Raw genomic sequence first — 18,112 nt, forward strand, 5'->3', positions numbered from 1 at the left:
TTGAGTGTCTGATAAATCAAGCGACTATGATTACAGTTTTAAGGTTCTACATGAAAGAATCGCCGACGTAGATCTATTTGAAGACCAAACTCATGAGAGTTTAGCGAATACACTAGTCAGACTAATTAAAACCTCTGATAAGGGAATGACTATTGGGCTTGAGGGCGCTTGGGGGTCCGGCAAGTCAACCGTCATCCACTTACTTGCTTCGAAGTTACATTCTGATGTTGACGCTAAAACTTTGTTTTTCTCATTTGATGCATGGGCTCATGATGGAGACCCTCTGAGAAAAATATTTTTAGAGAGCCTCTTAGAAAAAATTGATCCTGAAGGTAAAGATGACTCTCTTACAGAATTAAAATCTAAGGTAAGCGCACGTTCAAAAAAGGTAGAAGTGGTCACTAGCAAAGGGGTGTCAGTTCTCGGCAAGTTAATATCGATATCTGCATTTCTTGTACCACTCGGCGCAGCATTACTTTCAGCGCTAAATTATGAAAAAATCTTTGCTCCATGGCATAAAAGTGCTGATTCAGTTTCTTGGCCATTTTTATTCGGCATGATGTTTGTCTTGATGCCATTACTCGTCATGTTTTTCTGGTGGTTAGCTAGTTTAGTTAACCCAAAGTTGACGTGGGATTTTCTAGAGTCGGATTCAACTGAAACCTATACACAAGATATAACTGAGGATGGGGAACGAACATCTATTGAATTTGAACGTTTTTTTTCAGAAATAATGGAAAAAATTCTTACGAAGGAATGCAAGTATGACCGTTGCATTATTGTTATTGATAATTTGGATCGGGTTGAACCAGACTTTGCGCAAAGTATCTGGTCTACATTACAGACTTTTTTTCAACATCGTTCCACTACAAGCATAAGAGATAACTCCAACTGGAGAGACAGACTTTGGTTTGTCGTGCCTTTTGATCGAGAAGGACTTTGCAAGGTCTGGTCTGCCCAAAGCAGCAATCTTGAACAAACACAATTATCGCATTTAGATAATTATGAGCAATCTGAGTACAAGTCCATGCAACGATTTCAGTACTCGACTGATGAAGTAGCAAAATCATTTTTCGAAAAATGCTTCCAAGTAATTGCTGATGTGCCATCTCCTGTTATGTCGGCCTGGATTAATTACTTTAATCAAGCCGTGGAGACATCGCTGAATGGATGGCCTCACGAACGTATTGAAGAATTCAAAGCGACATATATCCGGTGTATGAGTAAGTTAGATTCCTCTCCAACCCCCAGAGAAATGCATTCAACAATTAATAAAGTAGGGATTATTACTTTAGAATTTAAAGACTTATTCTCAGCGGAGGCTGTGTGTATATTCGCTTTACTTAAACTTACTGAGAACGAGGCTTACATCAGGAAGTCTCTTCTGAGGCAAGGTATCCCAAAAGAGATCCCTACCATCAGACCTGTGGAAGAAATCAGATCTCATCTGGCTGGACTTCTCTTTAAAGTCTCTCCTGAAAAAGGTATTCAGCTTTTAATCGCTCCTGAAATCAGAAATAGCCTTCAAAAGGGCGATGGGGAAACGCTTTCTCTATTATTCAAAGCTCATAAGCAAGCATTCTGGGTCGGGTGGGTTGCAAGTCGTACGGAATGGATGATTACAGATAGGCATACCGATGAGTATCGAATAAACGCAACTAATGCTATTTATCATGCATTTAAATCTGATAAAAATTTAATAAAAGGAGATATCGATAACTTAAAATCTGTATGGGTTAAAACGTTTGAGAACTGGCGGTTTGAAGATTATTCATTTTTACAACCGATTACGCAAATAATTGAGCTAACTAATCAAGAGGAAGGCATATTATCTTGGTTAGGTCAGGAAATGAAGGCAAAAATAAAAGAAATAGTTAACAAGGTAGAGTCAGAAGATTTCCCTGAGTCACAGCTACCATACATCGCCGAGCTTGATAATTTTTTACACAATAAAGGGAATTTCTTACCGCAACTATTATATCCCAAGCTAAACGCAAGCAACTGGCAAAGGTGGATACAATATCAGGAACAATATATTGATACTCGGTTTTTGACAGTGTTACCTGCTAAAGGGGCGTTGGAATCAATTATTCGTTCGGGATTTAACTCTCCTACAATAGATAAGAAACTATTAAACACTATCAGAATATCATGTGAATTATACTCATCTTGTCGCGAATGGGAGACAACAATCGACGTAATGTTAAGTTGGGCAAATTTACCAAATCGCGAAAGTGAATGTGAAGATTTTTATTCTCTGCTAATACATCTACTCGCAAACTCTACAGATAATGTTAGGAAAAAAATTAAAGAATGCCTAAATGCAGGGGATTTCTGGGTTAGAAGCAATCTATCGCCGATTAAAACCAATCCTTCCCTCCCTGTTCTTGCTGCATTATGCATTGAAAACATGCAAGAAAGCCTTTTGGTAGGTGTGGAGGTAAAAACATTTTGGAAAGAAGAAAATGGAAGTGTAAATTGTGAAGATGTAGTAGTTTTGTTTGAAAAATCAAAATCTCTCAGCCATATATGGAATATGGCGTCCGACAAAGAGTATCTCCTCGCATTAAATATAATTTGCAATAGCGATAATGATTCTTTGTTTTCACAGAGAAGAGGCATTTATCATTTAGATAATTTAGATGCACTTAATAAATCTGAATTATCCAGAATTGTAAATAAATTGTGCGAAAATGGCGCTTTAAGTGCTTATGAAGATGGACTGAAAAGCTCACCAAAACCGTTTGCTTATGTTATGTATTTACTGCTAAATCATGGTGGTGGTAAAGCTGATTCCATCATAAATAATGTTATATCGAGCTTGTCGGAAGATGACTGGTTAGTTGCCCTTAAGGAGAATAGTTATCTTCATGATTGCATAAGGAGAAAGCATATTAATTTCTCTAAGGCATTTAAAAGTCATTTGGTTGAAATTATCCAAAATTATGAAAATAAAGACTTTGAATGGATTTGGGATGATTTTGATAGGTTGGTCTCTAAAACAATGGATTTTAACCGAACTATTCTTCCTACTCTTTGTGATACCTACTTTTCGACTAACGAAGATCTTTTGTCGCAAAAAGGTTTTGAAAAGTTATCTGGGATTGTAGAAAAAAACATTTCGAGACAGCCTCAGATTGCTATTGAAAAAAGAGTAATAAGTTGGCTTGAAAACAGCCAGAACGAGCGTATTAGATGGCTACTTACTGCCAATTTGAAAATAAAAGAACCGCCGCTTGAGTTATTGGTTTCACTTGTTGTGCAATACAAATTAGAGCATCCAGAAAATTCGGAGCTTTACGACGATATTGGTGATCGGTTTGGTTTTTATGACAAACTATTAGTCACTGAGGAAAGTAAGTCAGAAGACAGCACCACGGAAGGAATGTTAGGCTAAGTAGATTCGACTGATTAATAATGTTCCTTGCTGGAATCGATTGAGAGATAGGTAACATTGTTGACATTCATATTACTAAACTGAAAAGCTATTTTGGCGTACAATCAATCTAGCTCCTCTTTGAGCTTTCAAACGGCAGCAAGCCAAACCTGTTGACTTGCTGAGATACCTAGTTCAATCCGGCCCTTGACCCGGCAATGCGCAAAACTATTTGCGCATTGAGCTCCCGCCCTCACCCCGCCGTCAAAAACACCTTATAAGCCCCATTGCTGGTCACCAGCCGATACTCATAGCCTAGCGTATCCAAATGCTCCGCAATTTCCGCATGATCAGCTATTTCAAAGCCAGCCAATACATCGCCAGTAGCAGCGCCGTGGTTGCGGTAGTGGAATAAAGTGATATTCCATTTTTCGCCCAGGGTATTGAGGARGTTCATCAAAGCGCCTGGGTATTCCGGGAAGTTGAACTGGTAGACCTGCTCTTGCACTAAACGTGGTGGCATGCCGCCGACCATATGGCGTACGTGCAGTTTGGCCAGTTCGTCGTCGGATAAGTCCTGATAGTCGTAGCCTGCAGCTGATAAGGCCTGATTGACCTGTTGCAGTTCTTCTGCGCCGTGCCGTAGTTTGATGCCCACAAAAATATGGGCTTTGTTGTCGCTGGCGTAGCGGTAGTTAAATTCGGTGATGGCGCGGCCGCCTAAGGTTTGACAGAAACGGCGGAAGCTGCCTTTTTCTTCCGGAATAGTGACGGCAAATACCGCTTCTTTTTTCTCGCCCAGTTCGCAGCGCTCCGACACATAACGCAAAGTATCGAAGTTCAGGTTAGCGCCACTCAGCACTGCACTGAGGTTTTGAGTTTGATCTGCTGTAGCTGCATATTTTTTCAGGCCAGCTAAAGCCAAAGCACCAGCAGGTTCTGCTACGGCTCGTAAGTCGTCGAAGATATCTTTGATGGCGGCACAAATTTCGTCGCTGGAGACTGTGATCACATCGTCGCAGTATAAATGCGCCAGTTTGAAGTTCTCTGTGCCTATGCGTTTTACCGCCACACCGTCGGCAAATAACCCTACTCTGTCTAAAGTGACAGGCTCGCCCGCGTCCATAGCGGCTTTTAAGCAGGCGGCATCGTCAGGCTCTACCCCTATAACTTTCACGCCCGGCATCACGGCTTTGATATACACCGCCATACCTGCCAATAAGCCACCGCCGCCGACCGGAATAAATACCGCATCCAGTTTGTTATGTTGGCTTAACAGCTCTTTGGCGACTGTGCCCTGGCCTGCGATGACATCGGCATCGTCAAAAGGTGGAATATAAGTGGCGCCCTGAGTGTGGGATAACTCAATGGCAAACTTATTGGCTTCGTCAAAGGCGGTGCCGTGCAGCAGCACTTTGCCGCCAAGGGCTTTGACTGCTGCGACTTTAATTTCCGGTGTGGTAATAGGCATCACAATAGTGGCATTCAGGCCCAGTTTGCTGGCGGATAAAGCCACGCCCTGCGCATGATTGCCAGCAGAAGCACAAACCACGTTTCCACCTGGGTTTTGTTCACGCACTTTATGCAACTTATGAAAAGCACCACGCAGCTTAAAAGAATACACAGGCTGCATATCTTCACGTTTTAACAGCACATGCTGGCCAATACGCTGGCTGAGTTTTGGCATCGCCTGCAGCGGAGTTTCTATAGCAGCCTGATACACAGGCGACAATAAAATTTCCCGTAAATACTGCTGCATCAGACCCGGGTTTGGCGCTGGGCGTTGCCAGTCGGCTGCAGTTTTGCCTTGCTGTTTTACCGCTTCTTTTACAGGGCTTTGCACAGCACTCGGCTCTTTATTAACGGCATTCGCTTCTTTACCCAGAACACTCATAGGTCTTCCAATTTACTCAGATCACGCACTGCACCTTTATCGGCGCTGCTTGCCAGCATGGCGTAGGCTTTTAAGGCCGGGCTGACGGAGCGCACGCGGTCTACTGGTTTCCAGGCTAATTTGCCTTTGGCTTCCATAGCGGTGCGGCGCTCTGCTAATACTTCGTCGCTCACACCAATAGCGATGCTGCGGTTTGGAATATCAATGGCAATGGCGTCGCCTTCTTCGACCAGACCAATAGCTCCGCCGCTGGCGGCTTCAGGCGATACATGGCCTATAGATAAACCCGAAGTACCACCAGAAAAACGGCCATCAGTGATCAAGGCGCAAGCTTTACCTAAACCCATCGACTTTAAGTAGCTGGTTGGATACAACATTTCCTGCATGCCAGGGCCGCCTTTTGGCCCTTCGTAGCGGATGATCACTACGTCGCCCGCAACAATTTTGCCTGCCAGAATGGCTTCTACAGAACTGTCCTGGCTTTCAAAAATACGGGCGCGGCCGTGAAACACCAGGTTTTCTTTTTCCACACCAGCGGTTTTAACAATACAGCCGTTTGGCGCTATGTTGCCGTACAACACAGCCAAACCACCGTCTTGTGAATAAGCGTTTTCTTTGCTTCTGATACAACCTTCAGCGCGGTCGTCGTCCAGCGTTGGGTAACGGCAACTCTGCGAAAAAGCTTTCGTAGTACGGATACCTGCAGGGCCGGCGCGGTAGAAATCCAGCACCTGCTGATCTTTGGTTAAGGTGATATCAAAGCGGTTGATCACATCACCTAAAGAGCTGCCTGCCACATGAGGTGTGTCCGGGTTTAATAAACCGGCGCGCAGCAACTCGCCTAATATCGCAATCACACCGCCGGCGCGGTGTACGTCTTCCATATGGTATTTTTGCGTGCTTGGCGCCACTTTGGATAAATGCGGCACCATACGTGATAAACGGTCTATGTCGCTCATGCCAAAATCGACTTCGGCTTCAATAGCGGCGGCCAATAAATGCAGTACTGTGTTGGTAGAACCGCCCATGGCGATATCCAGCATCATGGCGTTTTCGAAGGCGGTTTTATTGGCGATATTACGTGGCAAAGCGCTGGCGTCGTCGTTTTTATACCAGCGGTTGCATAAGTCCATAATGCGCGCACCGGCACTGATAAACAGCGCTTTACGATCGCTGTGTGTCGCCAGCATAGAACCATTGCCAGGTTGGCCTAAACCTAAAGCTTCAACTAAGCAGTTCATTGAGTTGGCGGTAAACATACCAGAGCAAGAGCCACAGGTTGGGCAGGCGCTGCGTTCAATTTGTTCGCTGTCGGCATCCGATACTTTTGGATCGGCCGCCGACACCATAGCGTCTACTAAATCCAGCTTGATAATTTGGTCCGACAGTTTGGTTTTTCCTGCTTCCATAGGGCCACCAGAGACAAAAATGGCCGGGATATTTAAGCGAAGTGCAGCCATTAACATACCGGGGGTGATTTTGTCGCAGTTGGAAATACAAACCATAGCGTCAGCGCAGTGGCCGTTGACCATATATTCCACCGAATCGGCGATGATTTCGCGCGACGGCAGGCTGTACAACATACCGCCGTGGCCCATGGCGATGCCGTCGTCTATGGCGATGGTATTAAATTCTTTGGCGATACCACCTGCGTCTTCAATAGCTTCAGCCACCAGTTTGCCTAAATCGCGTAAATGCACATGGCCAGGCACAAACTGGGTGAAGGAGTTCACTACGGCAATAATAGGTTTACCAAAGTCGGTATCTTTTACCCCTGTGGCACGCCATAAAGCACGAGCTCCCGCCATATTGCGGCCTTCGGTAGTAGTAGCGGATCTAAGCTTCGGCATCTCTTTTTTACTCCAATTATTCTTTTCGGGGGGTCAGGTCTTGCCCTTTGCATTTGGGTCAGACCTTATCAATTTTTAATTTTTCTTAAGTTTAGCGGCTTAAGCCCGCATTGAGCCTGCTTCGGCTTGTGTGAGTTCAGACTCTACACAATCCAGAAATTCGATATCGTATAACTTGTTTAACTGATTGGTCAGCAGGCTGATGGGTTTGTCGCTGACGATAGACAGCGTCACCAGCAAGCCGCTGAAATCGGCCATTGGTTTCATTTCCATACCGGCCACTTCAAAGCCACGGTAACGGGTGACCTGCAATAACCGCTCTAATACCACAGGTTGGTTTTTAGTCTGGATGGTTAGTACATGGTTGCTCATTGTGCTTTCTCCGTTAACATATCCTGATTGGCTGCTCCTGGCGGTACTAATGGCCAGACGTTGTCGGTTTCGTCTATTCGAACGTGCAATAAGTAAGGGCCTGGCCAGGTAAACATGGCTTCCAGCGCTGGTAATACTTCGTCTTTGCGGCTGATGCTGTGGCCTGGGATAGCAAAAGCAGCAGCTAAAGAGACAAAATCCGGGTTGTCGGACAAATCGGTTTCGCTGTAGCGTTCGTTAAAAAACAGCTCCTGCCATTGTTTCACCATGCCTAAACGCTGGTTATCGACAATGACAATCTTCACCGGTAAGCGGAAACGCTTGATGGTGCCCAGTTCCTGCACATTCATCATAAAAGAGCCGTCACCGCTGACGGTGACTACAGTATCTTTTGGTCTAGCCAACTGCGCACCTATGGCCGCTGGTAAACCAAAACCCATAGTGCCTAAACCACCACTGCTTAAATGATTACGTGGATGACTGAAGCTCATATGCTGGGCCACCCACATTTGATGTTGGCCTACGTCACAACACACCACTGAGTTATCCGGCAATCTTTCGCTTAACTGTTTCAGCATTAAAGGCGCAAAAATACGCTCACCAGGATGGTCATAACGCCAGCCGTGTTGCTGTTTCATAACCAAACAATGTTTTAACCAGTCTTCGCAGTGAGTGGGTACTGACATCGCAGGCAAAAGCTCACGCAAATCCCCTATCATGGCGCACTCAGCGCGGCGTAATTTGTGCAGCTCGGCCGGATCTATATCGATATGAATAACCTTGGCATCCGGCGCAAAAGCGGCCAATTTGCCAGTAACACGGTCATCAAAACGGGCGCCTAAACAGATCAATAAATCGCATTGCTGCACCGCATGATTGGCAGCCTGAGTGCCGTGCATACCTAACATGCCCAGGTAATAAGCATTAGAAGGCGGCACTGTGCCCATGGCTTTTAAGGTGGTGACCGAAGGCATAGGGCTGTTAGCTAAAAAGTCTTGCAGCTGTGCCACCGCATCGGCCATATGCACACCACCACCTATATAGGCGATAGGCCGCTTGGCGTTTTGGATTAATAAGCGTGCCTGCTCTAAAGCTGCAGCTGGCAGAAACTCTTGCTGGGCGGTAGCGGTATCTTCAACTAAACGTGGCTTAAACTGCACTTCAGCCAGTTGCACGTCTTTAGGAATATCCACCAACACCGGGCCAGGGCGGCCTGACATTGCAAGCGTAAAAGCTTCGTTTAAGGTGTGTTCCAGTTCAGTCACGTCTGTCACCATAAAGCTGTGTTTGGTTACAGCCAGGCTTAAGCCTAAAACGTCTACTTCCTGAAACGCATCTGTGCCCATCACGGCTTGAGATACCTGACCTGTGATAGCCACTAAAGGCACTGAGTCTAATAAAGCGTCGGCTAAGGAAGTGATCAGGTTAGTCGCGCCAGGGCCAGAGGTGGCCATACAAACGCCAACTTTGCCTGAACTGCGGGCATAACCTATGGCAGAAAAAGCACCACCCTGTTCATGACGGCACAGGTAGTGTTTAACTTTGCTCTGATACAGCGCGTCGTAGATTGGCATAATAGCTCCGCCAGGATAGCCGAAGATATGTTCGACTCCCTTTTGCTCCAGCAGCTTGATTACCAGTTCTGCGCCTTTCATGATGTATCCCATCCTTTTCTATCGTCTGTTTGTCAGTACAACAAAACCTTTTTTCGAAATTTCCGGGGACCTTAAAACACAAAACCCCCGGACCTTTCGGTGCGGGGGTTTTGTTGAGAATTTTTTTGCTGCTTAAAATTCCAAACGCGAGCCCCCGCAGTGACTAATCACCACGATTACGAGGACCACAATAATGTTCAGAATAGAAGCTAAACGCATTTTTTAATTTTAACTCTTTGGTTAAGTATTTTACTTCGGCGGTGTTTTTACGTTAGGTGCCGAAAATTTATGCCTATAGAAATAGCCGTCTAACCATCTTAAGTCAACAGATATTTTTGCTTTTGGCAGATTTTTGTAAAAAAATTACAAAAGCTGCATTTTTAGGCAGAATAAGCCAGAATCCTATTTCATAGTGCCGTTATTCATTGAGTGTGATGGATCAATTAGAGCTGTTTGACTTACCCAATCCTTGTATTGGGGTTTGCGAAAACAACAGCAGAGGTTATTGCCTCGGCTGCTTGCGTTCGCGTGACGAACGCTTTAACTGGCATAACAAGCCTGTAGCAGAACGCTCGCATATTCTGAAATTACTGGAACAACGCAGAGTCCGTCGCGATGCCAAACTGGCTCAACTTGCTGCTGAAAAAGCTGCTCAGCAAAAGCTGGATTTGGGCGAAACCCCAGCTGTTGACGATAGTATTCCAATAATCTGGGACTTAGAACTCTGACATTAGATTGGAATTCAAGACGGGCGGGGATAAACCCCGCCCCTAGGGTTTTTGTCGATTTAAACCCTGGCTGTGGGGACGTTAGCGCAGTTGCTGCGGGGTCTTTGCCAGTTTTCAGTGACAATCTGCTCCGACTGTTTTACCAGCTCACCCGCAATAAACTCATACACCATCGCCAGATAGGCATAACCTATGGTTTCGTCTGAGCCTTCGTCGGTCAGGCAATGTTTATAGTCTTTGTCGGTTAACGGCACTTTGATAGCACCGGTAAACCAGTTCGCTTTCAGCGGGTACTGTTTTTCGCTGAATAGTAACTGCGGATCTATGCTGGCAGATGCGGTGTTTTTGCAGTCATTTTGCAATAACGTATTTAAAAACAACTGCTGGCCTTTTAATTCCCAAACCCCTTTATAACCACGCTGATCTGCAGCACAGGCCAGCTGGTTTTGCAGTTTCAACCGGATTTGATCGGACTGATGCAGCTTATCCAATGGGCTGCTGTCCACCTCATGCGGTACACCATCCACAATAAATTGATCAGGTACAGGGATAGCAGCAAAAGTAACAGTGCTGAACCACAACAACAGACTGATGCAAAAATAACGCATTGAAGCTCCTTAGTTATGGTTGGTTAAGATCTGTGCCGGAAAAGCAGACTAACACCTTTTGTTTAGTGTGTTAGCACTCTTTAGTTGTAGCCCGAATTGATGAGTCCTTGCAACCAATCGATAAAAACTTTTAGTCTTCGGCTCAATTGCCGACGGTGTGCATACAACACAGAAATTGGCATAGCAGCAGGCTGATACTCTGGTAACACCTGCACCAGCTTGCCTTGCTTTATCAAATGGCGTACTGCCACCTCTGGCAGTTGAACAATGCCTAAACCCGCCAGACAAGCCGCTGTGTAAGCTTCGGCGTTATTGACAGTGATAGCGCCAGACATGGGCCAAAACCTGGTTTTGCCATCCTGAATATATTCAAAGCCATCAGGCTTGCCCGCCAGTTGCTGACTATAAAACACTAAGTTGTGACTGTTTAAATCGTCCAGAGTTTCAGGTAAACCAAACTTTTCCAAATAGGCAGGGCTGACACAGTTCACCTGAGCCAGCACCGCCAAAGGCCTGGCGATCAGGCTACTACTGCTCAGTTGCCCAATGCGGATCACGGCATCAAAACCTTCAGCTATTAAATCCACCCGCCTGTCTGTGCTACTCAATTGAATATGCAACTGTGGATGCTGAGCTAAAAACTGCGGTAAAGCCGGGATCACTGCTTCTTTCGCAAGATTTGTTGGCATATCAATGCGCAGCACACCTTTGAGCTGCTCAGGCTGCTGTTGAAATAACTGCTGCAGATCATCAAAATCGGCCAGCAGCTCGACACAGCGCTGGTAATAGCTCATGCCATCCTGCGTGAGTTCCACTCTTCTGGTGGTACGGTTTAACAGCCGCACATTCAGTTGGGTTTCCAGTTGTTGCACCGCTTCTGATACTGAAGTTTTGGGCAACCCCAGCTGTTCAGCGCTGCGGATAAAACTACCCAGTTCTGCCACCCGCTGGAAAATTTGCATCTGCTGAATTCTGTCCATGCCCGCTCCTGCTTTCCGCCTTGAATCACTATCCGCAAAACACGGACAGTGATTCCGTTTTTACATTATTTATCCGGATTAAATCTAACAATACACTGCAGTTACTGAATTAGCCAAGCTTAACCAAAGGGGAAATACTATGAGTCAGAAAATCGCTTTAATTACAGGTGCAAGCCGTGGTTTAGGTAAAAATGCAGCTTTAGCTTTAGCCAAAGCAGGTGTGGATTTAGTGCTTACCTACCACAGCAAAGCAGACGAAGCTGCCGCTGTAGTAGCAGAAGTTCAGCAGTTGGGCCGCAAAGCAGTAGCCATTCAACTGGATACCAGCAATGTGTCGTCTTTTACTGATTTTTCAGCACAGTTAACTACTCATTTGCAGCACATATGGCAACGTGACCAGTTTGATTTTTTAGTCAATAACGCAGGTTTTGGCATTTATGCCACACTGGCTGAGACCACAGAGCAGCAGTTTGATGCTTTGATGAATGTGCATTTAAAAGGTGTATTTTTCTTAACTCAGCAGCTGTTACCTCAGATTGCAGATGGCGGCCGTATTCTGAACTATTCATCGGGCTTAACCCGCTTTTCTTTGCCAGGTTATGGCGCTTATGCCGCGATGAAAGGTGCTATTGAAGTGCTAAGCCGTTATCTGGCGCTGGAATCTGGCGCTCGTGGCATCAGAGTCAATACACTGGCCCCCGGCGCTATTGAAACTGATTTTGGCGGCGGTGCAGTGCGGGATAATGCTGATATTAACCATTACATTGCCTCACAAACTGCTTTGGGCCGTGTTGGTTTGCCTGATGATATTGGTGGTGTGGTGCAGATGTTATTGTCAGAACAAAGTGGCTGGATTAACGGCCAGCGTATTGAAGTTTCAGGCGGTATTCACCTGTAAAATTATTTATTAGAGGGCCGTTACTTCAACGGCCCTGTTTTTTATTTCGCATTCAGATAAAAGGATAGATTGCACCTTGATGCACTGCTGGTTAGAGTGAAGCTCTTCTACCTGCAGAGAAATGGATTCTTGAGTCAGTCCCAGAGCGCTTCGACTACAGAGCTGCAACAAAAGCTCAGCGAAATTCGCCATCAGTTTACGAACTCTTTATGGCGTAGCTTTGCGCTGATTGCACTGGTTGCTGTACCTCTTTCAATATTACGCTCCTTTAATACCGGTTGGTTGCCTGTCTATACAGTGCATATCGCTGTCGGCATGCTGCTGCTTTCTGGTGCCTGGTTGTGCAATAGAATGTCGTTGCGGTTGAAAGGTGGCTTACTGATCCTGGTGTTTTGGGCTGTTGGATTGCCTGGCGCTTTAACTTTTGGTTTTGCTTCACCTGGGGTCTGGTGGCTGGTGTTAAGTTGCCTGGTCGCGCATGTGCTTTATCAGGCCAAAGTAGCGCTGTTTTTAGCTTTGGCCACTTTTCTGAGTATGATTGGCACTGCTTTTGGTTTTATGTCGGGCTATTTATCTATTCCGGTCAGCATCAACCGCTATGTCACAGATTCAGCGTCGTGGGCCACTTACATCATAGTGAACTGCATTGTCTTTTTTGTAGTGGTACGCACCTTTATTAGCTATACCGCCTCCTTACAGGCTACGACCCAACATCAGTTCCGCCAATGGATTGATGATTTACCTATGGGTGTGGTGGTGTTGGGTAAAGATCAGCAACCTTATTACAACAACAGAGCAGCCAAAGAACTATTAGGCCCGAAACCTGAACAGCCTTTGGCTTTTATGGCTGGCACCAGCAAACTTTATCCGGCAGAGCAAATGCCTGCAGCCAGAGCTTTAGCTGGAGAAACCAGCCAGACTGAAGATATGGAAATTGAACAGGATGGTATTCGTCGCCATATGCAGGCCTGGGGCCGGCCTGGTTACAATGAACATGGTGAACTGACCTTTGGTATAGCAGTGTATGAAGATATCAGCGCACGAAAGCAGCTGGATTTACTCAAAAACCGTTTTGTTTCTACTGTCAGCCATGAACTTCGTACTCCTTTAACCTCAATCCATGGTGCTTTGGGTTTAATTTTGGGCAATGCCTTGGGTGAGCCAGAACCTAAGATCCGCGCCATGCTGAAACTGGCTGAACAAAATAGTCAGCGCTTGATCCGGCTGATTAATGACATTCTGGATATGCAAAAAATTGAAGCAGGCCAGATGAATTTCCATTTCGCCAAAGTGCAGTTGCAGCCATTACTGCACTGCGCTGTTGAACAAATGGCTAGTTATGCAGAGCAGCATCAGGTGACTATAGAATTAGGCGCTGTGCCTGATGATGTATGGTTATGGGCTGACAGCAACCGTCTGATGCAGGTGCTAGCGAATTTGTTATCTAATGCTGCGAAGTTTTCTTTTGCCAATACGACAGTAAAAGTACAGGTGCAGCAGCAGGACAGACAAGTCCGTATTGCGATCATTGATCAGGGGCAAGGTATAGACGAAGAATTTAAAGCTTTTATCTTCCGGCCTTTCAGTCAGTCTGATACCTCAGATGTACGTAACTTCGGTGGCACAGGTTTAGGCCTGAGTATCAGTAAATCTATTATTGAACAACATGGCGGCACTCTGTCCTTTGACAGTACCACAGGCCAGGGCAGCAGTTTTTACATCGACTTGAAATTGGGGTCAGAACACATAAGTTAGGCGTAACTTATGTGTTCTGACCCCATTTTTAGTTAGTTCTGCCAGATTTGCAGCTGGTGAGCGTTTAACTCTGGTGTCTCATCTTCCTGCCAGCTGACCTTCAAACCTGCTGGTACTAAATCAGCCGGCACTGCCATAGTGTCAGCCGATAAGTTCAGCAGCATCAGGCTTTGTTGATCACCTAAAGACCGGACAATTTTCAGCAACTTACCATCAGCTAAAAACTCGGCCTGGTAATCCCCTGCTATGCCAAATTCGGCACGTTCGGCTTTTTGTTTGATCAGGAATTTATACAAGGACCAGACAGACTTTTCATCAGCCTGCTGTGCAGCCACATTATTTGGACCTTGTTGCTGAGCCGTCAGGAATGGCGTCCACCAGCTGCTTTCGGCCTGAGGCGGGAATAAATCATCTCGTTGCACCCAGATTTTTTCTGCTGTACTAAAACCAGCCTGAGGGCTGTTATCCCAGAACATCGGTGAGCGGCGGTGTATATGCTCTTTGTCAGACGCCTGAGTTAACGCAATTTCCTCGCCGTAGTAGATATAAGTGGTGCCAGGAGAGCTGAACAATACAGCGGCTGCCAGCTTGGCTTTGTTAAAGTCCTGCCCTAACTGCCAGCTTAAACGTGGCTGATCGTGGTTGGTCAGGAAGGGGCTGAAAAACTCCATTGGTGCCGCAGTGGTTTTCCGTTGCTGTAAGTTCGCCATCAGCAGGTTGTCTGCTTGCTGACTGGCTTCTTGCTTCATAGTGCCAAATTCAGCATTTTGTTTGCCTGCGTTTAGCAGCTCCAGCACTTTGTAACCAAACTCAAAATCGAAACCCGCGTCCAGACCTTTGCCATCGCCCCAGTATTTGGCTGCTATAGGTAAGTCCACCCAGGCTTCAGCCACCAAATAAGCGTCTGGCCTGACACTTTTAACGTACTGGGTAAAGTCGACCCAATAGTCAATGGTGCCTTGGGTATCAGCCCGTTGTTGTGGGCCATCTTCGTGTACATAACGCACAGCATCTAAACGGAAACCTGCGACGCCTTTATCCAGCCAGAATTTGGCCATCTTTTTCATTTCGGCAACCACATCAGGGTGTTTTAAATTCAGATCAGGTTGCGAGGCACCAAAAGCAGCGTAGTACCAGGCTTTGCGCTCTTCGTTGTAGTGCCAGACGGTTTCTGGTTTAACTTCAGTGCTCCAGGCCGGGCCCCAGCCGTCTGTTGGCAGTTCATCACGCCAGACAAAATAGTCTTTATAAGGCGCTTCGCCTTTGGCAGATCGCTGGAACCAGTCATGTTTGTCAGAGATATGATTAATGACTAAATCGAGGATAATATTAATGTTTTTTGCTTTGGCAGCCTGCACCAGCTGTTCAAAATCCTGCATAGAACCATAGTCTTGTTCTACTTCGTAAAATTCGGTGAAGTCGTAGCCGTGGTAAGAAGGTGCTTCAAACATAGGCGTCAGCCAAATGGCATTAATGCCTAAATCCTGCAGGTACGGCAGTTTGGCTTCTATGCCTTTAAAGTCACCTGTGCCATCGCCATCTGTATCGTAAAAACTGCGGGGCCAGATTTGGTAAAACACTGCGTCCTGCCACCAGGGTGTTGCTGCTTCTGCGGTTTGGGTCACTGCGACCGGAGTTTCAACAGCAGCAGAGCCAGTTTGTTCAGGCGCTTTGCCGCAGCCCGTTAAAGCGACGGCTAAAGCCAGCGCCAGCAATGATTTATTCAGCATTCGAAGATCCCTGTTTTTTGAGTTTGACCCAGCTTAGTCAAATTCAGGCCACAGGGCCAGACTGCATACGAATGCACCCGACTGGTGCATTCGATTTAGCGTTAAATACCCTATTGGTTGGTTAATCTCTTGCCAAAGGAAATAGCGTAAGCCGGAGATCGCATTTGCAATACTCTGTCTGCACTGGCCCGCACACCAGCGCTTAGTACATTGGGATCGAAGTTAACCACAGTACAAGCCTCGCCACCTTGTTCTTCAATAGACAAACGTCCTATATCCAGAGTTGTGCGCTGCGCTGGCCATAACACTGAAGGGTCGGTTTCGGTATCGCCCGCTTCACCCAACACCAGCTGCATAGTCCAGTGGGTTGGGCCTTTGGCTAAGCGTTCAGAGAGACGCTTTTGCAAAAAGTCTGTCGGCGGTGCTTTGATTTCAGCTTGCGTTAAACCTTTGACACCATCTTGTGGCACAAAATGCCAACGCATTTTATGCTCTACGCCGCTGTTGTCTTTGATAAAAAAGGTGTGAATACCAAAATAAGGCGTGGTGGCGTAACTCCATGGCGGCGAGTTTTTTGCTAAATACTCAGCCTGAGCTTGGGTGTCCGGATGAGCGGCACGAAAGGCCTGAATTTTCGCCAGATCGGCTTTGCCTGTGGCTGGGTCAGGAATTTGGGTTTGCAATAAGCCTAAAAAGTTTTCCGGATCTTTAGCGCCAAAAACCGGAGTAGTTAACATGGCGAAGTGCTGAAGTTCACCCTTTGAGGTTTTCAACTGCAAACCTAAACCACGCGGAGAACGGGCATTTTCCGGCGCGTTAGGGTTGCCCCCTGCCATAGAAAAACGGGCAGTCACAGGCACTTTCTCACCAGATAACCAAAACACTGAGCTGAAGTTTTTCGCCTCAGGTAAAGCCTGAAAACTGCCAACAGCACAAAAACCTTTGGCATGACCTTTACGCTCGCCTTTATGTTCACCAAAAATTTTGGCGAAGACGTCAATAAACTGGTGAGGAGTAGCTTGTTCAGCGGCGTGTAAAGCTGGGCTTAACGCCAGCAATAAAGACAAAGTAATTTTGTTCATCGATCATCCTCTTGAATCTCTGCAATACATACAGCCAACAGAGACAGGGCGATCAATTAAAAACTTTCAGAGGGAGATAACTAACTTAAAAAATGGCCGCCGAAGACAACAAAACAGCGGCCACTGGGAAATCAAAACTTGCACTAAAAACGCCTTACCCAAACCCTAAGGGTTATAAAATGCCGGAAATTGAACGCATCAGGCCTTTTACTAACTCTGGCTCAGCTTCAGCGTATTCCATATTCACCTGATTGGCTGACGACATAATGCGGGTCTGGTAACGTTTCCACTCCGTTTCTTCTGTGGACGAAACGTTTTTATAACCGCTATTGCCTTGTTTTAAGCTGGCTCTGTTTTCTTCCAGTACCACTACACCTTTTTTCGCCCGCTCAGAAATTTGCAGGTCGGTGACTATGCTGTAATGCACATCTTTCACCATAGCGTCAGCTGCTAAACCAATTAAAGCGCCCGCCACTGTCGCACCGGCACGGCCACTGCCACTACCAAACTGGTTACCTATAGCACCACCGACCAAAGCACCACCAAAACCGCTGCCAAAGGCTTCATTTTGAGCACGTAAATCGGTCTGGCCAGCCTGTAACACGTTGGCTTGTAATAAGAAATTGGCTTGCTCTGGATCACGCACTACACGGTAGCCTTTGGCTTGTACCGCTTCGATGATCTGAGGTTCTATCGATAAACCCTGTTGATCAGAAGTATTACGCACTTGGATAAATACAGTACGTTTATCATCAGCCACCGGGTCCAAAAAGATGGTGTCACTCATCTTGGTCTGAACTTCGAGATTACGTTTGCTGATCGCCGTATGAGTAGCAGAACAGCCTGATAAAACCAAAGCACCTAAAGCTAAGGCTGCAACAGCAATTTTCATTTTTGACATACAAAACTCCATAACACCAAGTGAAATTAGACCTGCGTAGTTTAACGGACAGCGCGTTACAGACCAAGGCGAAGTGTTCATACATCATGTTAAAAGGTGTAACAGATTATGCCGTTTGCTTCTGCTGCCGTATTAACAGGAAGTATAGGCTGACTGAATGAATTGCAGATGAACTAAACAGGCTGATCCTTGCATTGCATTTTGGCTCTGACAGCAGCTACAGCGGACCGATAGAAATAATCCCCCCTGATACAACCACTTCTCTTCAACGCGCGCTCTTGTT

13 protein-coding genes are annotated in these 18,112 nt (G+C 46.1%); 4 read left to right on the forward strand and 9 right to left on the reverse strand.

The genetic code is table 11. From position 1 onward, the window contains the following. Positions 1–4: 4 nt before the first annotated feature. A complete protein-coding gene (locus P3C17_RS08360; RefSeq protein ID WP_300928995.1) occupies positions 5–3,397 on the forward strand; it encodes a P-loop NTPase fold protein in 3,393 nt (1,130 codons plus the stop codon). A gap of 232 nt (positions 3,398–3,629) precedes the next feature. On the opposite strand, the gene ilvA is transcribed toward P3C17_RS08360, so the two are convergent. The 4 genes from ilvA to ilvG form a co-directional block, all read right to left on the reverse strand. Beyond that, positions 3,630–5,138, reverse strand: coding sequence for a threonine ammonia-lyase, biosynthetic (gene ilvA / locus P3C17_RS08365; protein WP_346015662.1), 1,509 nt, complete (start codon positions 5,136–5,138; stop codon positions 3,630–3,632). A 128-nt stretch (positions 5,139–5,266) separates the two neighbouring features. Further along, the gene (ilvD, locus tag P3C17_RS08370; protein ID WP_300928996.1) at positions 5,267–7,120 is read right to left on the reverse strand and encodes a dihydroxy-acid dehydratase; all 1,854 of its coding nucleotides are present in this window, start codon (positions 7,118–7,120) and stop codon (positions 5,267–5,269) included. A gap of 99 nt (positions 7,121–7,219) precedes the next feature. Further along, positions 7,220–7,492 carry an acetolactate synthase 2 small subunit gene (ilvM, locus tag P3C17_RS08375; protein WP_300928997.1) on the reverse strand — a complete coding sequence of 91 codons (273 nt, stop codon included), beginning with the start codon at positions 7,490–7,492 and terminating at the stop codon, positions 7,220–7,222. Then, on the reverse strand, positions 7,489–9,147 hold the full coding sequence (ilvG, locus tag P3C17_RS08380) for an acetolactate synthase 2 catalytic subunit (protein ID WP_300928998.1): 1,659 nt from the start codon (positions 9,145–9,147) through the stop codon (positions 7,489–7,491). Before ilvG ends, ilvM begins: the two co-directional genes overlap by 4 nt. A 434-nt stretch (positions 9,148–9,581) precedes the next feature. Here ilvG and P3C17_RS08385 point away from each other — a divergent pair, with 434 nt between their 5' ends. Further along, entirely contained in the window at positions 9,582–9,875 is a 294-nt protein-coding gene (locus P3C17_RS08385) for a DUF1289 domain-containing protein (RefSeq protein WP_300928999.1), read from the forward strand. A gap of 59 nt (positions 9,876–9,934) precedes the next feature. On the opposite strand, the gene P3C17_RS08390 is transcribed toward P3C17_RS08385, so the two are convergent. After that, positions 9,935–10,483, reverse strand: coding sequence for a hypothetical protein (locus P3C17_RS08390; protein WP_300929000.1), 549 nt, complete (start codon positions 10,481–10,483; stop codon positions 9,935–9,937). A gap of 80 nt (positions 10,484–10,563) precedes the next feature. Continuing rightward, positions 10,564–11,463, reverse strand: a complete 900-nt coding sequence (locus P3C17_RS08395) for a LysR family transcriptional regulator (RefSeq protein ID WP_300929001.1) — start codon at positions 11,461–11,463, stop codon at positions 10,564–10,566. A gap of 139 nt (positions 11,464–11,602) precedes the next feature. Between P3C17_RS08395 and P3C17_RS08400 the strand changes: the two genes are divergently transcribed. After that, complete coding sequence (locus P3C17_RS08400; protein WP_300929002.1) at positions 11,603–12,361, forward strand: SDR family oxidoreductase; 759 nt, start codon at positions 11,603–11,605, stop codon at positions 12,359–12,361. Between the two features lie 129 nt (positions 12,362–12,490). Then, entirely contained in the window at positions 12,491–14,116 is a 1,626-nt protein-coding gene (locus P3C17_RS08405; RefSeq protein WP_300929003.1) for a PAS domain-containing sensor histidine kinase, read from the forward strand. Between the two features lie 32 nt (positions 14,117–14,148). Here P3C17_RS08405 and P3C17_RS08410 read toward each other — a convergent pair whose 3' ends face one another. The 3 genes from P3C17_RS08410 to P3C17_RS08420 form a co-directional block, all read right to left on the reverse strand. Next, entirely contained in the window at positions 14,149–15,846 is a 1,698-nt protein-coding gene (locus P3C17_RS08410) for an alpha-amylase family glycosyl hydrolase (protein ID WP_300929004.1), read from the reverse strand. A gap of 110 nt (positions 15,847–15,956) precedes the next feature. After that, complete coding sequence (locus tag P3C17_RS08415) at positions 15,957–16,928, reverse strand: catalase family peroxidase (RefSeq protein ID WP_300929005.1); 972 nt, start codon at positions 16,926–16,928, stop codon at positions 15,957–15,959. 172 nt (positions 16,929–17,100) lie between these two features. Next, positions 17,101–17,829 (reverse strand): complement resistance protein TraT, encoded by a 729-nt coding sequence (locus P3C17_RS08420; RefSeq protein ID WP_300929006.1) that lies wholly within the window; start codon positions 17,827–17,829, stop codon positions 17,101–17,103. Positions 17,830–18,112 lie beyond the last annotated feature (283 nt).

The organism is Rheinheimera sp. 1928-s (genome assembly GCF_029269265.1).
In the GTDB taxonomy this organism is placed as follows: domain Bacteria; phylum Pseudomonadota; class Gammaproteobacteria; order Enterobacterales; family Alteromonadaceae; genus Pararheinheimera.

Excerpts from the sequence above, each read along its gene's own strand:
- ilvD (WP_300928996.1), bottom strand. The coding sequence starts at position 7,120 with ATGCCGAAGCTTAGATCCGCTACTACTACCGAAGGCCGCAATATGGCG.
- ilvM (WP_300928997.1), bottom strand. The coding sequence starts at position 7,492 with ATGAGCAACCATGTACTAACCATCCAGACTAAAAACCAACCTGTGGTA.
- ilvG (WP_300928998.1), bottom strand. The coding sequence starts at position 9,147 with ATGAAAGGCGCAGAACTGGTAATCAAGCTGCTGGAGCAAAAGGGAGTC.
- P3C17_RS08385 (WP_300928999.1), top strand. The coding sequence starts at position 9,582 with ATGGATCAATTAGAGCTGTTTGACTTACCCAATCCTTGTATTGGGGTT.
- P3C17_RS08390 (WP_300929000.1), bottom strand. The coding sequence starts at position 10,483 with ATGCGTTATTTTTGCATCAGTCTGTTGTTGTGGTTCAGCACTGTTACT.
- P3C17_RS08395 (WP_300929001.1), bottom strand. The coding sequence starts at position 11,463 with ATGGACAGAATTCAGCAGATGCAAATTTTCCAGCGGGTGGCAGAACTG.
- P3C17_RS08400 (WP_300929002.1), top strand. The coding sequence starts at position 11,603 with ATGAGTCAGAAAATCGCTTTAATTACAGGTGCAAGCCGTGGTTTAGGT.
- P3C17_RS08410 (WP_300929004.1), bottom strand. The coding sequence starts at position 15,846 with ATGCTGAATAAATCATTGCTGGCGCTGGCTTTAGCCGTCGCTTTAACG.
- P3C17_RS08415 (WP_300929005.1), bottom strand. The coding sequence starts at position 16,928 with ATGAACAAAATTACTTTGTCTTTATTGCTGGCGTTAAGCCCAGCTTTA.
- P3C17_RS08420 (WP_300929006.1), bottom strand. The coding sequence starts at position 17,829 with ATGTCAAAAATGAAAATTGCTGTTGCAGCCTTAGCTTTAGGTGCTTTG.